The organism is Kitasatospora hibisci (assembly GCF_043950205.1).
Taxonomy (GTDB): domain Bacteria; phylum Actinomycetota; class Actinomycetes; order Streptomycetales; family Streptomycetaceae; genus Kitasatospora; species Kitasatospora hibisci.
Genome location: NZ_CP171642.1, coordinates 5,312,809 through 5,331,565 on the forward strand (window position 1 = coordinate 5,312,809; position 18,757 = coordinate 5,331,565).

Sequence of the window (18,757 nt, forward strand, 5' to 3'; positions counted from 1 at the left end):
CGGCGCGGTGCGTCCGAGGTCGGGGCGGTGCGGCGGTGAGCGGCCGTCCGGTGGGAGGTTGATGTCGTGACGGACACGGTCGAGGCGGGCGTGGTCGAGGCTGGAGCGGGTGCCGGGCTGGAGCTGCCCGAGCCCTGGCGCGAGGTGCTGGGCGCCGAGACGGAGAAGCCGTACTTCGCCGAGCTGGCGGCCTTCGTGGCGGCCGAGCGCGCGGAGCACCAGGTGTTCCCGCCCAGCGGGCAGGAGTTCTCGGCGCTGGAGGCCACTCCGTACGAGAAGGTCCGCGTCCTCGTCCTCGGCCAGGACCCGTACCACGACGACGGCCAGGCCCACGGCATGAGCTTCTCCGTGCTGCCGGGCACCAAGACGCCGCCGTCGCTGCGCAACATCTTCAAGGAGCTGGACGCCGACCTGGGCATCCCGGCCCCGGACAACGGCTACCTGATGCACTGGGCCGAGCAGGGCGTGCTGCTGCTGAACGCGGTGCTCACGGTGCGCGCGCACGAGGCCAACTCGCACAAGGCCAAGGGCTGGGAGAAGTTCACCGATGCCGTGATCAAGGCGGTGAGCGCCCGCGAGGAGCCGGTCGTCTTCGTGCTCTGGGGCAACTACGCGAAGAAGAAGCTGCCGCTGATCGACACCGAGAAGCACGTGGTGGTCCAGGGCGCGCACCCGTCCCCGCTCTCCGCCAAGCTGTTCTTCGGCAGCCGCCCGTTCTCGCAGATCAACGAGGCGCTGTCCGGCTTCGGCGTGGACCCGATCGACTGGCAGGTGCCCAACCTCAAGCAGGGCTGAGGCGGTCAGGGCGAGCCGACACCTCGCCCACGTACTGCCGCCGTCCGCTGTTCACCGGCCTCGGCTGCCGGTCGGTACCCGGTGTGCGAAGCTGGGTGCCGACCGGGTCGCCGGACCGGGTCTGGGGAGGGGCGTTACGTGCGCCGGTTGGGGCGAGGGCCGGGGTTCCGGCTGGTCGCGGGGGCGGTCGTGCTGGGCTTCGTGGCCGCCGTTGCGGGGTGCAACGGCAATGGTCCGACGAGCAGTTCGGGCGGGGCCGGGTCGGGGGGCGCGTCGGGGTCGGGTGGGGTTTCCGGCTCGGGTGGTGCATCGGCGTCCGCGGCGGCCGGTGGGCAGGCGGGTGGGGGTGACGTCGGCGGGTCCGCCGCCGGACTGGCCCAACTGCCGGGCCAGACCTTCTACGTCTCGGACCAGACCTCGGCCGCCCGGCAGCTCGTCGACCTGCGCGGCCAGGGGCGGACGGCCGAGGCCGACACGCTCCTGAGGATCGCCGCCCAGCCCTCCTCCCAGTGGCTCGGGGACCAGGCGGCCAAGGGCATCGCGGAGCAGGTGAGCCGCCGGGCCGCGGCGGCGGACCGCACCGCGGTCTTCGTCGCCTACAACATCCCGCACCGCGACTGCGGCCAGTACTCGGCGGGCGGCGCGGCCGACGCCGCGTCCTACCGCTCCTGGATCACCGGCCTGGCCGAGGCGCTCGGGGACCGCCGGGCCTGGGTCGTGCTGGAGCCGGACGCCGTCGCACACACCCTGGACGCCTGCGGGGTGAAGGGCGCGGCCGCGGCCGAGCGGTACGGCCTGCTGTCCTTCGCCGTGCAGGAGTTGAAGAAGCGTCCGCAGGTGAAGGTCTACCTGGACGCGGGGAACCCCGGCTGGGCGCAGGACCCGTCCGCGATGGCCGAGGCACTGCGCAAGTCCGGCGTCGCCACGGCGGACGGCTTCGCGGTCAACGTCTCCAACTTCTACGCCACCGACCGGAACGCTGCCTACGGCGCGGAGCTCTCCGCCGCGCTGGGCGGGAAGCCCTTCGTGATCGACACCAGCCGCAACGGCAACGGCCCGCTCGGTGGCGACGCCTGGTGCAACCCGCCCGGGCGGGCACTCGGCGAGCCGCCCACCGCGTCCACCGGGCGGCCGGGCGTGGACGCCTACCTCTGGATCAAGAACCCCGGCGAGTCCGACGGCGAGTGCGGCCGCGGCGAGCCCAGGGCGGGCGAGTTCTGGCTGCCGTACGCCCTGGGTCTCGCGCGCGGGGGCGCGTAGCGCACGCCCGGCGGGCCTCGCGGAGGCGCGGGGCCTCGTGGCCCTGGGGGCCCTGTCGGTGTTGTCGGTGTTGCCGGCCTTGTGGGTCCCCGGGGTCCCGGGACCCTTGTGGTGGGCCTTGGGGCCGCCTGCCGAGTTCGTGCCTGCGGGCCGTTCGGGCCCTGCCGGACCCGGCTCAGCCCGTCACCTTGATCCAGCGGGCCACCGACGGCGTCCCGGCGCCGTCCGTCACGAACAGCATGTACCAACCCGGCGGCAGCAGATCGGCGTTGGCGGGCAGGGTCAGCGCGACGGCGCCGTCCCTGCGGGCACCGACGTCCAGGGCGACCGACCGCTGCTCGACGTCCGTCGCATGGGTCACAGAGCTAGGCCGGATGAGCTTCGCGGTGGCGATGCTCCCGGCGTCCGGCGAGTCGACCGTGATCCCCCCGCCGAGCCTGGCGGTCTCCGGCGCGCCGGTCAGCTGCGGGCGTTCGCCGTGGAACAGGTACGGCGGCGTGTAGATCTCGATCCGCTGCTCGAAGGTGCCCGGTTCGGTGTCGGCCCGGTCGTTGAAGAGCGGGTTGGAGCCGAGGACGACCACACGGCCGTCCGGCAGCAGCAACGCCTCGGAGTGGTAGTTCCGGCCCACGGTCGGCTCGGCGGCGGTGGTGAAGGCGTTGGTGTCCGGGTGGTAGACCTGCGCCTTGAGCAGGTCGCTCTTGTGCTTGCCCCGGTAGTCGCTGGAGCCGCCGGTGGTGAACACGGTGTCGTCCGGAAGGATCACGCTGTTGAGGTACCGGGTGCCGCCCGCCGGGAGGTCCGGCCCCGGGGTGAACGCGGGCTCGGCGGCCGACAGGTCGGCGATGTCGGTCCGGGCGGAGGACAGTGGTGACTCGCCCACCCCGCCCCCGCCGAGCACCATCACCTTCTGCGCCTGGGCCGGTGGGAGCAGCACCGAGGACGAGGTCTCGGTCAGTGCCGGGTCGCGCAGTCCCGGCACCGGTTGGAAGCTGTTGTCCTTGAGGTCCCAGAGCCCCGGCTCCCGGCCCTTGTCGGCCGGCCCGTAGCCGGCGTTGGAGCCCGAGTAGAAGAGCTTGCCGGAGGCGGTGAGGAAGATCGACGGGTAGGTGGGGAAGTAGCGGTCAGGCGCCTTGGACCAGGTCTTGCTCGTCGGGTCGTAGATCTCGTTGTCGTCGCCGCTGAGGATCTGCCCGGTGTCGTCGAGCCCGGAGACGGTGACCACCCGTCCGTCGCCCAGTCCGGTGAGGGTCGGGTACCAGCGGGCGTACGCCATGTCGGCGACCGGCTCGTACAGCTCCGTGTCCGGGTTGAACTCGAAGGCGGAGCGGATGCCCTGGAAGTCCTGCTTCTCCAGCGTCAAGCGGTCCGCCATGCCGTAGAGATTGCGGGCGTCGGCGCTGCTCAGCCCCTTGATCGTGTACTGGACGGGGGATTCGGCGACGTAGTCGGCCCCCGCTGCCACCGCCTCGACGAAGACGTGCTGCTCGCTCGCGGTGACGACCGTCCGGTCCCCGGCTCCGGTCTTGACCGCCGCCGGGACGGTGACCGCGGCGGTGGACACGTACGCGCGGCCGTTCGGCGCGGTGAACACCGTGCCCTTGGGGAAGGTGCGGGCGGCATCGGGGTTCTCGTTGCGCACCCGCATGGTGCCGGCGGCCTTCTTCACGGCGCCGTCCAGCGCCTCGTAGCGCAACGTGCCGCCGGCCACCAGCAGCCGTCCGTCCGGGAGCGCGGTGTGGCCGCCGCAGAACATGTCGGCCGGGGTCGGGACCGGTTTGTACGTGTTCTCGGCCGGATCCCAGAGCAGGCTCTTGAAGCTGCCCGCGTCGAACTGCCGTTGGTCGTTGCCGGAGCCCGCGATGATCAGGACCTTGCCGGTCCGCAGCAGGGTGGCGTGGATGGCGTTGATCCGGAACTCGGCGGGCAGGGTGACGGTCTGCCAGTGGCCGTACTCGGCCTTGTACTCGGCGCGGTTGATCACGTACTGGTGGTACTGCTCGTTGGCGAAGCCGAGCACGGCCGGCGCGTTCATCCCGGCCACGGTCAGCGCGACCGTGCTGCCGAGGGCGAAGCGCCTGGTGCGGCCGGCGTTGCGGATCTTCACGGTGGTTGGTCCCCTCGTGCTGCGGGTTCGGGTTCAGCGTGCAGTGGGCGCGGCGCTGGCGGGGGGCGCCGCGGCGGTGGGGGCGGTGCTGGCGGAGGACCCGGCGGGGGCGGCGGCGCGGGCGGTCGGGGCGGTGCGGCCATGGGGTGGGACGCACTGCGCCGTGGCCGGCGTGGTGGCCGGCGTGGTGGCCGCCGTGGGGGTGGCGCCGGTGACCGAGAGGGTGGAGGTGGGCCGGGCCCGGCGTCGGCGGACGGCGTCCGCGGCCAGCACCAGCACCGGCAGCAGGCTGAGGAAGAGCGCCAGGCAGGCCCACGTGCGCATGGCCACGTGGCCGTGGCCGGTGAAGAACGAGGCGGTGACGGCGCCGCCGAACACCAACGCCCAGAACAGGTGGATCCGGAACGTCGCCGGCCGGTCCGGGCTGGCCGAGTCGCCCTTGGGCGTCACCACGAAACGGCTTCGCAGGCGAAGCGCCGCTTGCAGAAACGATGCTGCATAGATCGGTCCGCAGAGCGCCGACATCACCATGCCCGCCACCCCGGAGGATCCGGCCGGCTCGTGCGGGCTCACGTTGTGCTTGCGGTTCCAGGTGTAGAGCAGGACCTGCAGCGCGGCCGCATCGCTGTACAGCATCATCCAGATCTCGGACGAGACGTGGACTCCGGAGGCTCCGAAGCCCAGGTAGAGCACGCTGGACAGCCCGCCCAGCAGCCAGGTCAGCGCCGCCATCGGGTAGAAGCAGACCATCAGCGTGTAGTTGAGCAGCCGGCCGGGCGAGAGCCGACGTACCGCCCGCCAGTACTGGGTGAGCAGGGTCTCGTAGGTGCCCCGGCTCCACCTCAGTTGCTGGGAGAAGAAGTCCGTCCAGGACGAGGGGCCCTCGCCGACCGCCAGCACGTCCGGCGTGTAGACCGACTTCCAGCGCGCGCCGGTGGCCGGGTTGCGGCGGCGGTGGAACTCAAGGCCGGTGGCCATGTCCTCGGTGATCGAGTCGTACAGTCCGCCGATCGACTGCAGCGCACTGATCCTGACGGCGTTGTTGGTGCCGACGAACATCGGTGCACCGTAACGGTTTCCGGCCCGCTGGATCAGCGCGTGGAAGAGGAACTGCTGGCTCTCCGAGAACTTGGTGACGGCCGAACCGGAGCTGCGGTAGTTCCCGTACACCTGCGGCCCGACCACGAACGCCACGTCGGGGTCGCGGAAGTAGCCGAGCATCCGCTCGCAGAACTCGGGCAGCGGCACGTGGTCGGTGTCCACCGAGGCCCAGAAGTCGTAGTCGGAGCCGTGGGCCAGGAGCCAGCTGTTGTAGTTGCCGTGCTTGGTCCTGGCGCGAAAACGGCCCTCGGGCTGGTTCCACCGCTCGATCCCGCGCCGGCTGAAGTGGCACGCACCCAGCTCGGTGCAGAGGGACCGCATCGCAGGATCGTTTCCCTCGTCCAACAGCCAGACGTCGTACGGGCCGTCGTGCCGGACGGCCAGTGCGGCGGTCAGGGTGGCCCGCACCATCTCCGGCGGCTCCTTGCCCGGAACGCAGGTGGTGAGGAACGCGACGCGGGTGCCCGCCTCCGGCGTGACCGGCACCGGGTCGCGGGCGACCAGTGTCGCGTGGGTGTTGGAGACGACGTTGACCAGCCGGAACACCTCGACCACCGCGATGATCCCGATCATCACCTTGTCGCCGACCAGCAGCCAGGTGTGCGTCTCGCCGGGTCGGACCGGCCAGTGGCCGGGGAGCAGCAGCCAGACGAGGAGCACCGCCTCGACGACGGGGGCGGCGAGCAGGAGCAGCGCCGCTCGGAGGCGGTGCGGCTCGCGTCGCAGCAGGCTGCGGTACTGGACGCGGTAGGGCGGCGGGGCCCCGGGTGCGGTGGCGGTGGTCGGCTCGGTCTCGGTGGTCGCCTCGGTGGCGGCGGTCGGATCGGTGGCGGGGCCGGCCAGTCGGCTGAAGTGGGCGTAGTCGTAAGGGGCTTCGAGAACAGGTATGGAGCGAAGGTCGTCCGTCGCTCCCGTGGCTGTGGCGGCTCCCATGGTTGCCGCAGCTCGCGTGGTTGTAGCGACTCCCGTCGGAGTCGTCGTGGCCCGGACGGGCGAGTCCCCTCGATCCGTCTGACGCGAGAACAGCTTGATCATGTGCGGCTCCCCCCGTGGCCGGCCGCGCGGGCCGAACCGTTCGGTGCGTGCTCCGACCGGGGGCGTACGACCTGAAACCGCGCGCTGCGACCTGCGCGCCGGGACCGCGACTCCCCCCGGAGCCTTGCTTTCGAAGCAGAACACCGGCCGGTGAACTGTGCCGTGTCCAGGCAGTTTCCGGGCCGTCAATCGTTAAAACGTATACGATCGATTGTTGTGCGGGGCTGCGCGGCTGCTTCGAAGGCAGGATCCCGGCTCGTTCTCCGGACTCCCCACCGGGGGCAGGATCCTCGGGCTGTCACAACTCTCCCGGAGCGCCCACGTGATCGCAACCGGTCTGATGAATGATCATTGTTTAAGCGTGAATATATGTTGATTCTCGGCCAACTGTGGCATCGCTGATGCTATCGGCGGTTGTTGCGGTCGGCGGGTCGGCGGGTCGGCGGGTCGACGGGTTGACGGGTCGGTGGGTCGACGGGTCGACGGGCATTCCGAATCCGCCGGGTGAATCGAATGAACAGGCGAAGGCCGGACTGTTGCGCTGTCGGTCAGGCCTTCGCCCGCTCTGGACGGGTTCCTATTGCGGTGCCGCCGGTGCGATGTTCTCCCGGTGTTGCCGGCGTTGCCGGTGTTGCCGGTGTTGCCAGCGTTGCCGGTGTTGCCGGTACTGCCGATGTGCCCTCCGGCGCCGTCGGCGCGGCGCTCCTCAGCGTGCCGCCGGGAGGAGGAGGGTGGGCCCGGTCGCCGCCCGGACGTCGTCCACCGCCACCCCCGGCGCCGTCTCGACCAGGCGCAGTCCGCCCGGCGTGACGTCGATGACCGCCAGGTCGGTGACGATGCGGTCGACGACGCCGCGCCCGGTGGCGGGAAGCGAGAGCTCGTCGACGATCTTCGGTGAACCGTCCTTCGCCGTGTGCTCCATGACGACGATCAGCCGCCGGGCGCCGTGCACGAGATCCATCGCACCGCCCATGCCCTTGACCGTCCTGCCCGGGATCGTCCAGTTGGCGAGGTCGCCGGCGGCCGAGACCTGCATCGCGCCGAGGACGGAGACGTCGATCCGGCCGGCCCGGATCATGCCGAAGGAGAGCGCGGAGTCGAAGTACGAGGCCCCGGCGGCGACGGTCACGGTCTCCTTGCCCGCGTTGATCAGGTCGGGGTGCTCCGCCCCTTCCTCTGGGTACGGGCCGATGCCGAGAACGCCGTTCTCCGAGTGCAGCACCACGTGGACACCGAGGGGCAGGTGATTCGGGATCAGCGTCGGCAGGCCGATGCCCAGATTGACGTACTGCCCGTCCCGCAGTTCGCGCGCGGCCCGGGCGGCGAGCGCGTTCCTCGGGTCGAGCACGGCGGGATGCGTCGTGGCGGTGGGCATCGGGGTCAGGCCTCCTGGGGTGCGGTGCGGACGGTACGGCGCTCGATCCGGCGGTCCCCGGGGGCCGCCGCGACCACGCGGTCGACGTACACACCGGGCAGGTGCACGGCGTCCGGGTCGAGCTCGCCCGGCTCGACGATCCGGTCCGCCTCGACCACGGTGACCCGGCCGGACATGGCGCAGAGCGGATTGAAGTTGCGGGCGGCGGCGTGGAAGGCGCAGTTGCCGTGCCGGTCCGCGACCTCGGCGCGGACGAGCGCGAAGTCCGCGGTGATGGCCTCCTCCAACAGGTAGCGGCGGCCGCCGAACTCGCGGACCTCCTTGGGCGGTGAGGCGAGCGCCACCGAACCGTCCGCCCCGTACCGCCAGGGCAGCCCGCCCTCCTCGACCTGCGTACCGACCCCGGCCGGGGTGAAGAACGCGGGGATGCCGGCGCCGCCGGCCCGCAGCCGCTCCGCCAGCGTGCCCTGCGGCGTCAGCTCCACCTCCAGCTCGCCGGAGAGGTACTGACGGGCGAACTCCTTGTTCTCGCCGACGTAGGAGGAGGTCATCCGGGCGATCCGACCCGACCGGAGCAGCAGCCCGAGCCCCCAGTCGTCGACCCCGCAGTTGTTGGAGACCACTCGCAGTCCGGTGGTGCCCGTGTCGGCCAGGGCGCCGATCAGCGTGCTGGGGATTCCGCAGAGGCCGAAGCCGCCCACGGCCAGCACGGCGCCGTGGGGAACGTCCCCGACCGCTGCGGCGGCGGAGTCCAGGACCTTGTCCAAAGGGTCACCTCGTAAGGGGAGTCGGTAGGAGGCAGGAGGCAGGAGGCAGGAGGCAGGAGGCGGGTGAGGGGGTGCGGGGTGCCTCAACGGCGCGGCGCGAGCGGTGTACGGGTGCGCCGGGACGGCCGACCGGCGAGCGCGCCTGCCGGAACCCGACCGTCGAGGCGACCGCCGTCGCTCCTGCCCCTCCACCGTCACCGGGCGCGGGTGGGCCGTGCCATGGCGGGGCGCGCCACGCCCAGGTCGGTGGGCATGGCGACCGCCCATACGCGCGACCTCCCGACCGGCTGCCGGCCCAGCGGTATGGCGGCTGCAGCCACATCCGCACGGGCTGATACGTCCCCCTGGCACATGTCGCAGCCCCCGTGCCACCCCTACGGTTCCGGCATCCACCCCCCGCAGCCCCCTCAGGAGTCGGTCACCATGCGCAGCTCTACAGCCTCCACCAGGACCGCCTCCGGAGCCCCCGCGGGCGCTGCCGGCGCCGGCGGCCGGACGCGTGGGCTCGTCGCCCTCGCGGCCTGCGCACTCCTCGCGGCCGGCTGCGCCGAGGCCGGTACCGCGGGGACGGGCGCGGCGGACGGCGGCAGCGCCCAGAGCCCGGTCAAGGTCGGCCTGGTGTACTCCAAGACCGGACCGTTGGCCGCCTACGGCAAGCAGTACCTGGAGGGCTTCAAGGCCGGGCTGAGCTACGCGACCAAGGGCAGCGGCGCGGTCGACGGGCACCGGATCGAGGTCGAGGAGCAGGACGACGCCGGCGATCCGGCCAAGGCCGTCTCGGCCGCCAAGGACCTCATCGGCAAGGGCCACAAGATCCTGGCCGGCTCGACCGCCTCGGGCGTCGCCCTCCAGGTCGGCCCGATCGCCGCCCAGAACAAGGTGCTCTTCGTCAGCGGCCCGGCCGCCGCCGACAAGGTCACCGGCCTGAACAAGTACACCTTCCGCTCCGGGCGCCAGTCGTACCAGGACATCAGGACGGCGGCCTCGTTCATCGGCGACGCCAAGGGCAGGAAGGTCACCGTGCTCGCTCAGGACAGCGCCTTCGGGCAGGCCAACGTGGCGGCCGTCAAAGCGGTCCTCGGCTCCCAGGGCGCCACGGTGGACGCCGTCCTCGCGCCGCCGAGCGCGACCGACCTGACCCCCTTCGCCACTCAGGCCAAGACCGCCAAGCCGGACCTGCTCTTCGTCGCCTGGGCCGGCGACACCTCGGCCGCGCTGTGGACGGCGCTGAACCAGCAGGACGTGTTCGCCGAGACCAAGGTGGTCACCGGCCTGGACCTCGCCGCCTCCTACCCGCTCTTCGGACCCGCCGGCGAGAAGATCTCCTTCCTGAACCACTACTTCGGCGGCGCCGCCGGCACCCCGGTGGAGAAGGCCATGGACGAGGCCGTCACCGCCGCCGGAGGCACGTCCGACATCTTCACCCCGGACGGCTTCACCGCCGCCCAGCTGATCGTGCACGCCGTCGAGGCCGGCCACGGCTCGGCCGACGACACCGCGGTGCTGGTGAAGGCGCTCGAAGGCTGGAGCTTCGACGGTGTGAAGGGGCGCACCACGGTACGGGCCGAGGACCATGCCCTGCTGCAGCCCATGTTCCAGGTCAAGCTGACCGGCAACGGGGCCGCCGCCAAGCCCTCGGTGGAGCGCGCCCTCACCGCGGACGAGGTGGCGCCCCCGGTCACCCCGATGGCGGGGTGACCCCGGTGCCCCGTCCTGCCTCGCCCGCCGTGGTCGCACCGGTGCTGCGTCTCGACGGCCTCGGCTGGGCCGTCCGTGGAGTGCCGATCGTCGAGGACGTCTCCTTCTCGGTCGGGGAAGGCGAGTTCATCGCCTTCATCGGGCCCAACGGCGCCGGAAAGACCTCCCTGTTCAACCTGATCTCCGGCATCTGCCCGGCGACTGCCGGGAGCCTCGAACTCGACGGCGCCGACATCACCGCCGAGCCCGTCCACGCCCGGGCGCGCCGCGGGCTCGGACGGACCTTCCAGACCTCCTCGTTCTGGCCGGGGACGACCGTGGCGGGCCACGTCCGCCTGGCGGCGCAGGCTGCCGCCGGTCCACGGGCCTCGTACCGGATCTGGCGCCGCGCCGACCGCTACGCGGACCGGGTGGCCGAGACCCTGGCGCGTACCGAGCTCGCCCACCGGGCCGGCACCCCGGCGAGTGCGCTCTCCCACGGGGAGAAGCGCAAGCTCGAACTCGCCGTCCTGCTGGTCTCCGACCCGCGGCTCATCCTGCTGGACGAGCCGATGGCCGGGGTCAGCGCGGAGGAGGTACCGGCCCTCACCGAGCTGATCCGCTCGGTGCACCGGGACCTCGGCCGCACCGTCCTGATGGTCGAGCACCACATGGACGTCCTGCTCGGCCTGGCCGACCGCGTGGCCGTGATGCACCACGGCACGCTGCTCGCCCTGGACACTCCGGACGCGGTGATGGCGGACACCACCGTGCAGCAGGCCTACCTGGGCGAGGCGCTGTGAACGACTCCCTCCTGAACGACTCCCTCCTGAACGACTCCCTCCTGAACGCCGCCACCGCCAAGGGCGCCACCGTGAACGACTCGCCGGTCCGTGACACTGCCCTCCTTTCGGTCCGTGATCTGCGGGTGGTCGTCGACGGGCTGCACATCCTGCACGGGGTCGACCTCGACGTGGCGCCGACCGGGGTCACGGCACTCTTGGGACGCAACGGCGCCGGCAAGACCACCACCGTCAAGGCGGTGATGGGCCTCGTGCCGCGCACCGGAAGCGTCCGGTTCGCCGGTGCCGAACTGTCCAGCCTTCCCACGCATCTGGTGGTCCGCCAAGGCATCGGTTACGCCCCGGAGGACCGCGGGATCTTCGCCGGTCTCACGGTCGCCGAGAACCTGCGGCTCGCCGAGCGCGACCGAGGCGCCGAGCCGGACTACCGCCTCGTCCACGAGCTCTTTCCCGAACTCGAACAGCGGGCAGGCCAGTTGGCCGGGACCCTCTCGGGAGGCCAGCAGCAGATGGTGGCCATCGGCCGGACCCTGCTCAACCGGAACCGGCTGATCATCGCCGACGAGCCCACCAAGGGCCTGGCGCCGAGGATCGTCGCCGAGGTCGCCGACGTGCTGGCGAGGGCGGCCGAGGCCGTGCCCGTCCTCCTGGTCGAGCAGAACCTCGCCCTGGTCCGCCGGCTGGCCGGCACCTGCGCCGTCCTGTCCGACGGCCGCACCGCCCACCAGGGCGACACCGCCGAGCTGTTGGCCGACGAGGACGCCGCCCGCCGCCTGCTGGGCGTCGGCGGCCGCCGCCCCGGCCCTCCTGCCGTCACCGAGGAGGTGAACCCCTGATGGACACCGTCGTCCTCCTTTCCTGTACCGGACTCGGTCTGGGAGCGCTGTACTTCCTGGTGGCCTCCGGCCTGTCGTTGATCTTCGGGCTGATGGACGTGCTCAACTTCGCCCACGGCGCCCTGCTCTCCGTCGGCGCCTACGCGACCTGGTGGGCCGGCGCCGAGGCCGGCCTCTCCTTCTGGCTCGCCGTGCCGTTCGGCACGCTGGTCGGGACGGCCGCCGCCGTCCTCCTGGAGCTCTTCCTGATCCGGCCGCTCTACAGCCGGCCGCGGGACCAGATCCTCGCCACCGTCGGCGTCGGACTGGCCGTGCCCGCCCTCCTGATGGGCGTCTGGGGTGCGGACGCCCGCCCCTTCCCGCAGCCGGCCCTGCTCTCCGGCACCTGGCACGTGCTGGGCGCTACAGTCCCGGTCAACCGCTTCGTGCTGGTGGCCGCGGCCGTGCTGCTGCTGCTCGCTCTTCGGTTGTTCCTGGCCCGCACCCGCTACGGGCTGATCGTCCGGGCCGGCGTCGAGGACCGGGCGATGGTCACGGCGCTCGGCATCGACGTCCGCAGGGCGTTCACCCTCGTCTTCGCCATCGGCGGTGCCGCCGCCGCGCTCGGCGGGGCTCTCGGCGGCCTCTACTTCGGTTCGGTCAATCCCGGCCAGGGGACCGGGCTGCTCATCTTCGCCTTCGTCGTCGTCGTGATGGGCGGCACGGGCTCCGTCGCCGGCGCCGCCGTCGCCTCCGTGTGCGTCGGCCTGGTCCAGCAGTTCGCCAACTACTACACCACCGCGGGGCTCGGCGACCTCTCGGTCGTCGTCCTGCTGGCCGTCCTGCTCCTGGTGCGACCGCGCGGACTCACCGGGAGGCTCGCGTGAGCACCGACACCTCGGACACGAGCACCGGCGGCACCGCTGCCGACCGCACTGACGCAACCTCAGCACAGCGCACCGACAGCGAACCCGGAATTCGCCCCGTACGGGTGATCGAGGCGGGGATGTTCGCTCGAACTGGTGATTCATTGGCGCGGCGCTCGACATTCGTGCACGGATCACTACGCTGGTGGCCGATCGCCCTGCTGATCCTGCTCCTTGTCATCCCCTACAGCGCGCTTCCCGTCCCGGGACTGCTCGACGGACCGCTCGGCAGCCCGGGAAGCCTCCAACTCATCGCCCTGTGCCTGCTCTACGGGGCTCTCGCCACCGGTTACGACCTCCTGCTCGGGCGGGCCGGACTGCTCTCCTTCGGCCACGCGCTCTACTTCGCGACCGGCCTCTACTCCACCGACCTCGGCATGCTGGAGCTCGGACTGCCGTTCGCCGCGGCGGCCGTCTTCGGCGTCGCCTGTGCCGTCGCGCTGGCCCTGCTGCTGGGCTCGGTCAGCCTCCGCGTCACCGGCATCGGGTTCTCCATGGTCACCCTCGCCTTCGCCCAGGCCGGGTCGATCCTCGTCCAGCGCAACCCCGGCGGCATCACCGGCGGGGAGGAGGGCCGGTCGGCGCCGGCCGGGCGGCTGCCCTCCGCCCTCCTGGGCATCGAGAACACCGCGAACCTCTACTGGATCGCCGTCGCCTACCTGGTGCTCACCCTCGCCGCGGTGCACTGGGCCGTCGGCTCGCCGATCGGGCGGGTCTGGCAGGGCATCAAGGAGAACGAGCGCCGGGTGGAGGTGCTCGGACTCCGCCCGTACGGCTACAAGCTGGTCGCTTTCGTCCTCGCCGGAGCCCTCGCGGGGGTGGGCGGGGTGGTCTACCTCCTGCTGACCGGCGGCGCCACGCCCCAGGCCGCCACCTCCGACGCCACCCTCTCACTCCTGGTGATGGTCGTGCTCGGTGGTTCCGGCACACGCTGGGGTCCGCTGCTCGGCGGTGTCCTCTACACCTGGGCCGGCCACCGCCTCGGCGACCTCGCCAACTCCGCGTCCGTCGCCGACCTGCCCGCGGTCCTGCGGGTTCCGCTCTCCCAACCGCTGTTCCTGCTCGGCGGCCTCTTCGTCGCCGTCGTCTACCTGCTGCCCGGCGGTCTGGCCCGGCTGCCGGGCCGAATCCGCGCCGCCCGATCCGTCCGCTCGGCCCGGTCCGCCGGCCCGGCCGGTGCGGGCGTGCGTCCCACTGGAGGGAGTCCCGCGTGAGCAAGTCGTTCCCGCAGCCCGAGCGGCTGACGGTCCCCGTCCCCGGTGGGGACCTGGCCGTGTTCCGCTGGCCCGCCACAGTTCCGGCGGCGCCGACCGTCGTGGCGGTGCACGGCATCACCGCCAATGCCCTCGCCTGGTTCGAGGTGGTCCGCACGCTCGCGGGCCGGGCGACCCTGCTCGCGCCCGACCTGCGCGGGCGGGGGGCCAGCCGTGCGGTCGGCGGGCCGTACGGCCTGGCCCGGCACGCCGACGACGTGGCCGCCCTGATCACCGCGCTCGACCTGGGGCCGACGGTCGTGGCAGGGCACTCGATGGGTGCCTGGATCACCGCGTTGACCGCGGTCCGCCACCCCGGGCTGGTCAGCCGGGTGCTGCTGGTCGACGGCGCGGTCAGCTTCCCGCTGCCCGAGGGCGTCGGCGAGGAGGACGCGCTGGCCGCGGTGCTCGGCCCGGCCCTGGCCCGGTTGTCGATGACCTTCCCGGACCGTGCCGCCTACCGGGCGTTCTGGCGGCAGCACCCGGCCTTCGCCGCCGACTGGTCGGACGAGATCGACGCGTACACCCAGCGCGACCTCGTCGGCGTGGAACCCGAACTGCACTCCGCCTGCGTGCTGGAGGCGGTCCGGACCGACGGCGCCCAGGTGCTCCTGGACCGGGACGCGGCGACGGCCGTCCACCGGCTGCCCTGCCCCGGTGACCTGCTCTGGGCCGAGCGCGGGCTGTTCGACGAGCCGCAGGCACTCTACGACGAGCAGCGGATCGCGCGGGCGGGGCTCGATCCGGACCGGGTGGTCTCGGCCTCGCTGGTCCCGGACACCAACCACTACTCGATCCTCTGGGGCCGGACCGGAGCCGAGGCCGTGGTGCGGCGACTGCTCGCCGCCGCCGCCGTCACCGAGTAGTGGTCGGCCCGGTCGGGGCGCCGGCCGCCCGACCCGGGGCCGACACCCACCGGGCCGACACCCGCGGTCGGCACGGTGGCCGCGGCAGGTGCCGCCGGTGCGGTCGCAGCGGCCGGAGTCCGCCGTCTCAGCCGGCCGTGCCGAGGAAGGACTGCCACCCGCCGCTCGGCGCCTGTCCCACGTTCAGCGACCGCAGCTTGCGCAGGGCCGACTGGTCCTGCACCTCCAGCCAGTCGACCAGTTGCCGGAACGAGACCAGCCGGACCTCGGGCTTGTCCGCGATGGTCTTGAGGGTCTCCTCGACGGCGTCCATGTAGATGCCGCCGTTCCACTGCTCGAAGTGGTTGCCGATGAAGAACGGCGCCCGGTTGCCGTTGTAGGCGCGGTCGAACCCGGCGAGGTAGGAGTCCCGGGCCTGGGTGCGCCAGTCGTTGAACTTGGCCGGATCGCCCTTCGTGCTGCCGGACGACTGGTTGGCGAGGATGTTGTAGTCCATGGAGAGCACCTGGAAGGTGTGCCCGGGGAACGGGATGCTCTGCAGCGGGAAGTCCCAGATCTTGCCGTCCTGCACCTTCTGCGGCCAGATCTGCAGACCGCCGGAGGAACTGGCGTCGTACTTCCACCCCATCCTGACGGCGGTCGGCAGCAGTGCCTTCTGTCCCTCCAGGCACGGGGTGCGGCCGCCGATCAGCTCCTTCTTGTAGTCGAAGGGCAGCGGGTCGACGTCGGTGAAGCCGGTGTTGGTCCGCCACCGGGTGACGAACGAGATCGCCTGGTCGATCTCGCTCTGCCAGTCCTCCGGCGTCCACTTGTTGACGCCGTTGCCGTCCGAGCGGGTCGAGCAGAAGTGCCCGTTGAAGTGCGTGCCGATCTCGTGGCCGGCCAGCCAGGCCTGGCTGATCAGCTTGAGCGTGGCCTTGACCGCACCGTCCGAGAGGTAGGGGATGTCGGACGCGCCCACCGAGTGCTTCGGCGGGTGGTAGAGGTCCGATTTGCCCTTGGGCAGGGCGTAGATCCCGGAGAGGAAGAAGGTCATCGAGGCCTTGTGCTCCTCCGCCAGCTTGAGGAAGCGGGGGAACTGGCCGTCGTCGGTGCCGCCGGCACCGTCCCAGGAGAACACCACGAACTGCGGCGGCCGCTCGCCGGGCTTGAGCTTCTCCGGCTTGGGCTGCCTGGGCTGGGGGCCGGTGTCGGAGGTGGAGCCGTCGCCGATCGGAGGCCCCTTGGGTATGTCGGTGCTGGGGCTGGGAGTGCCCGGCTCACCGGTACCGGCGCCGGTGCCGCTGCCTCCCGAGCTCGGTGAGGTCCCGGAACCGGATCCGGCCGCCGAGCCACCGCTGGAACAGGACGCCACGGCACCGAGGGCCACGGTCGCGGCGGTGGCGCTGAGCACGGTCCTGCGCGAGATGCTGGTCATGGTCTCCCCTGGGTGCCGCGCTGGCCGGGTGTCGGCGGCGCCGAACGGCCCTACCGATCAAATCGGGCAACTGATGATTATTCCGTCAATAGGATGTCATGCGGATGTAGGGGCACCAAGGGTGCCCAGGTCCGCCTCAGTCAATACGCGGATCGGGAGTATTCGGGCTGCGGCAATCGGCGTTCTGTTGCCGTCCTGTGACGCTCGGCGGCTGTCGGCGTTTCACCTCGGCCGCCCACCGGCCCACCGGCCCGCCGACCGGTCGATCGCCGGCGGTCGTCAGGCGCTCGCCGCTCGCTCGCAGCCCGGTTGCCGGTCGCGCTGCCGGCGCGTCAGAGCGCGGCGAGCCGGCGGTTACGGCGGACGATCCGGGCGATGGCGGTGCTGACCGCCGTGGCGGCCGTGCAGGAGACCGCGAGGCTCAGCCAGGCGGTGTCGAACCAGTGGCTGTTGAGCCAGCCCAGGGTGACGATGTACGCGGCCCAGACCAGCGCCGCCACCGCCGACCAGCGCAGGAAGCGGTGCGGATGGCCGGGGGAGTGGCCGATGGCCAGGTCGAGGACCGTCCGGCCGGCGGGCACGAACCGTGCCACCACCACCATCGCGGCCGCCGCCCCGGTGGTGCGCTCGTTGAGCGCCTGCTGGACCCGCGCCACACTCGCCGCCAGCTTCGGGCGGTGTTCGAGGCGCCGCTGCACCGACGGGGCGCCGCGCCGGGCCAGCCGGAGCAGCAGCAGGTCGCCCAGGAACGACGCCAGCGCCACGCCGAGGCCGAGCAGCACCGGCGCGCCGCTCGTCTGCGACGTCTTGAGCACGGCCAGGATGACCAGCGTCCCACTGGGGATGAAGGGGAGGAACGCGTCCCCGAGGACGGCGCAGAGCGCCAGGGCGCAGATCCACGAGGATCCGATCACCGTCGCGATGTCCACGACCCTTACTCCCTCCAAGCTGCCCGGAGGAGCAGACGGCTGCAGGAGCCAACGCTAGCGCCTCGACTTTTCATGCCATGAAGCACCCCGGGTATGCGGCACCTCGCAATGGCGCAAGCCCCTGGGGCGGGGTTGCCGCTCCAGGGGCTCACGGGGATCGATCGGCGCTGGTCCAGCCCGATGACCTTGCTGGCGAGGCGAATCCGGTTGGCTGATCCGCTCTGGGGACCAGCCTGCCGGACGCCACCCGCAGATCGCGAGACCTGCGGCTGGCGACTTCCCGCGCTGGCGTGAAGTCGCCACGCGTATCCGTCCGCTGGCTCTGAGTCATCCGAAGGGTCGGTCGGGGGGCAGCTGCGCACCGGGGCGGACCGCCGAGAAAGGGCGAACTCCCGGGAACACCGGGAGTGATGGCGTGGTTGTCCTCCGTCGGCAGCCGCGACCCGGCCATCGGCGCGGTCGCTCACGGCTGCCGACAGGACCAACGACCACGCGAGCGACCAGGACTGCCAGGAGGGCGGACGGCATGACCACCGAGGAGCAGCAGAACAGCGGGCCCGAGCCGCAGGACACTACGGCGATACGCGGCGCCGTCCGCGGCACGGCGCCGGTACCGCTCTCCATCCTGGACCTGGCGACCGTCGGCGTCGGCTACACCCCGGCGGAGGCCCTCGCCGCGACCACCCGGCTCGCCCGCAGCGCCGAGGAGTGGGGCTACCACCGGTTCTGGGTCGCCGAGCACCACGGCATGCAGGGGGTCGCCAGCTCCAACCCGGCCGTCCTGCTGGCCCATCTCGGTGCCCACACCACGACGCTGCGGCTCGGCTCCGGCGGCGTCATGCTGCCCAACCACGCCCCGCTGACCATCGCCGAGCAGTTCGGCCTGCTGGAGGCCCTGCACCCCGGGCGCATCGACCTCGGGCTCGGCCGGGCCCCGGGGACGGACCCCGCGACCGCCCGCGCACTGCGGCGCGGCCTCGCCGAGGGCGCCGACGACTTCCCGCAGCAGCTCGCCGAGCTGACCCACTTCCTCGACGGCGACTTCCCGGGCGGCCATCCGTACGCGCGGCTGACGGCCGTCCCCCAGGGCGACGGGCGGCCCCCGATCTGGCTGCTCGGCTCCTCCGGCTTCAGCGCGCAGCTGGCCGGGCGGCTAGGCCTGCCGTTCGCGTTCGCGCACCACTTCAGCAGTGCCAACACCATCCCGGCGCTCGACCTCTACCGCTCCTCGTTCCGGCCCTCCGCGGTGCTCGACGAGCCCTACGCGCTGATCGGCGTGGGCGCCGTCGCGGCCGACGACGAGGCGGCCGCCCGTCGGCTGGCGCGCTCGGCGGCGCTCGGGATGCTCCGGGTGAGGCGCGGCAACCCGGCCCCGATCCCCACCCCCGAGGAGGCCGAGTCCTACCCGTACAGCCCGGTGGAGGCCGACTTCGTCTCCGACTGGATGGGCAACATGGTCATCGGTTCGCCCGGCGAGGTGGCCGACGGCCTGGAGGCCCTGCGCAAGCGGACCGGCGTGGACGAGCTGATGGTCACCTCGCACATCCACGGCCACGAGGCGCGGCACCGCTCGTACGGCCTGATCGCCGAGGCCTACGGGCTGACCGCCGGGGTCGCCACGGTCTGAGCCC

At 72.2% G+C, this 18,757-nt stretch carries 15 protein-coding genes; 9 read left to right on the forward strand and 6 right to left on the reverse strand.

The features are described from left to right. The first annotated feature begins 66 nt into the window (after positions 1-66). Both ACF9IK_RS23335 and ACF9IK_RS23340 read left to right on the forward strand, forming a co-directional pair. Positions 67-795, forward strand: a complete 729-nt coding sequence (locus tag ACF9IK_RS23335) for a uracil-DNA glycosylase (protein ID WP_395296065.1) — start codon at positions 67-69, stop codon at positions 793-795. A 138-nt stretch (positions 796-933) separates the two neighbouring features. Beyond that, positions 934-2,055, forward strand: a complete 1,122-nt coding sequence (locus tag ACF9IK_RS23340) for a glycoside hydrolase family 6 protein (RefSeq protein WP_395296066.1) — start codon at positions 934-936, stop codon at positions 2,053-2,055. Positions 2,056-2,230: 175 nt separating this feature from the next. Here ACF9IK_RS23340 and ACF9IK_RS23345 read toward each other — a convergent pair whose 3' ends face one another. The 4 genes from ACF9IK_RS23345 to ACF9IK_RS23360 all read right to left on the reverse strand — a co-directional run bounded on the left by ACF9IK_RS23345 (position 2,231) and on the right by ACF9IK_RS23360 (position 8,440). Beyond that, complete coding sequence (locus ACF9IK_RS23345) at positions 2,231-4,162, reverse strand: galactose oxidase-like domain-containing protein (RefSeq protein WP_395296067.1); 1,932 nt, start codon at positions 4,160-4,162, stop codon at positions 2,231-2,233. A gap of 33 nt (positions 4,163-4,195) precedes the next feature. Continuing rightward, on the reverse strand, positions 4,196-6,196 hold the full coding sequence (locus ACF9IK_RS23350; RefSeq protein ID WP_395296068.1) for a glycosyltransferase family 2 protein: 2,001 nt from the start codon (positions 6,194-6,196) through the stop codon (positions 4,196-4,198). 808 nt (positions 6,197-7,004) lie between these two features. After that, positions 7,005-7,673: a 3-oxoacid CoA-transferase subunit B gene (locus ACF9IK_RS23355; RefSeq protein WP_395296069.1), complete on the reverse strand. Its 669-nt coding sequence runs from the start codon at positions 7,671-7,673 to the stop codon at positions 7,005-7,007. A gap of 5 nt (positions 7,674-7,678) precedes the next feature. Beyond that, the gene (locus ACF9IK_RS23360) at positions 7,679-8,440 is read right to left on the reverse strand and encodes a CoA transferase subunit A (protein WP_395296070.1); all 762 of its coding nucleotides are present in this window, start codon (positions 8,438-8,440) and stop codon (positions 7,679-7,681) included. A gap of 423 nt (positions 8,441-8,863) precedes the next feature. Between ACF9IK_RS23360 and ACF9IK_RS23365 the strand changes: the two genes are divergently transcribed. From ACF9IK_RS23365 to ACF9IK_RS23390, 6 genes are all read left to right on the forward strand, one after another. Continuing rightward, on the forward strand, positions 8,864-10,138 hold the full coding sequence (locus ACF9IK_RS23365; RefSeq protein WP_395296071.1) for a substrate-binding domain-containing protein: 1,275 nt from the start codon (positions 8,864-8,866) through the stop codon (positions 10,136-10,138). Positions 10,139-10,143: 5 nt separating this feature from the next. Beyond that, the gene (locus tag ACF9IK_RS23370; RefSeq protein ID WP_395296072.1) at positions 10,144-10,920 is read left to right on the forward strand and encodes an ABC transporter ATP-binding protein; all 777 of its coding nucleotides are present in this window, start codon (positions 10,144-10,146) and stop codon (positions 10,918-10,920) included. 71 nt (positions 10,921-10,991) lie between these two features. Further along, positions 10,992-11,756 (forward strand): ABC transporter ATP-binding protein, encoded by a 765-nt coding sequence (locus ACF9IK_RS23375; RefSeq protein WP_395298662.1) that lies wholly within the window; start codon positions 10,992-10,994, stop codon positions 11,754-11,756. After that, positions 11,756-12,622, forward strand: coding sequence for a branched-chain amino acid ABC transporter permease (locus ACF9IK_RS23380; protein ID WP_395296073.1), 867 nt, complete (start codon positions 11,756-11,758; stop codon positions 12,620-12,622). Before ACF9IK_RS23375 ends, ACF9IK_RS23380 begins: the two co-directional genes overlap by 1 nt. A gap of 164 nt (positions 12,623-12,786) precedes the next feature. Further along, a complete protein-coding gene (locus tag ACF9IK_RS23385) occupies positions 12,787-13,875 on the forward strand; it encodes a branched-chain amino acid ABC transporter permease (RefSeq protein ID WP_395296074.1) in 1,089 nt (362 codons plus the stop codon). After that, positions 13,872-14,780, forward strand: a complete 909-nt coding sequence (locus tag ACF9IK_RS23390; protein WP_395296075.1) for an alpha/beta hydrolase — start codon at positions 13,872-13,874, stop codon at positions 14,778-14,780. The genes ACF9IK_RS23385 and ACF9IK_RS23390 overlap by 4 nt, the downstream gene beginning before the upstream one ends. Positions 14,781-14,907: 127 nt before the next feature. Here ACF9IK_RS23390 and ACF9IK_RS23395 read toward each other — a convergent pair whose 3' ends face one another. Beyond that, positions 14,908-16,197 carry a hypothetical protein gene (locus tag ACF9IK_RS23395; protein ID WP_395296076.1) on the reverse strand — a complete coding sequence of 430 codons (1,290 nt, stop codon included), beginning with the start codon at positions 16,195-16,197 and terminating at the stop codon, positions 14,908-14,910. Positions 16,198-16,529: 332 nt separating this feature from the next. Next, on the reverse strand, positions 16,530-17,126 hold the full coding sequence (locus tag ACF9IK_RS23400) for a DedA family protein (protein ID WP_238862726.1): 597 nt from the start codon (positions 17,124-17,126) through the stop codon (positions 16,530-16,532). 526 nt (positions 17,127-17,652) lie between these two features. On the opposite strand from ACF9IK_RS23400, the gene ACF9IK_RS23405 reads away from it, so the two are divergent. Continuing rightward, complete coding sequence (locus ACF9IK_RS23405; protein WP_395296077.1) at positions 17,653-18,753, forward strand: LLM class flavin-dependent oxidoreductase; 1,101 nt, start codon at positions 17,653-17,655, stop codon at positions 18,751-18,753. The last annotated feature ends 4 nt before the right edge of the window (positions 18,754-18,757 follow it).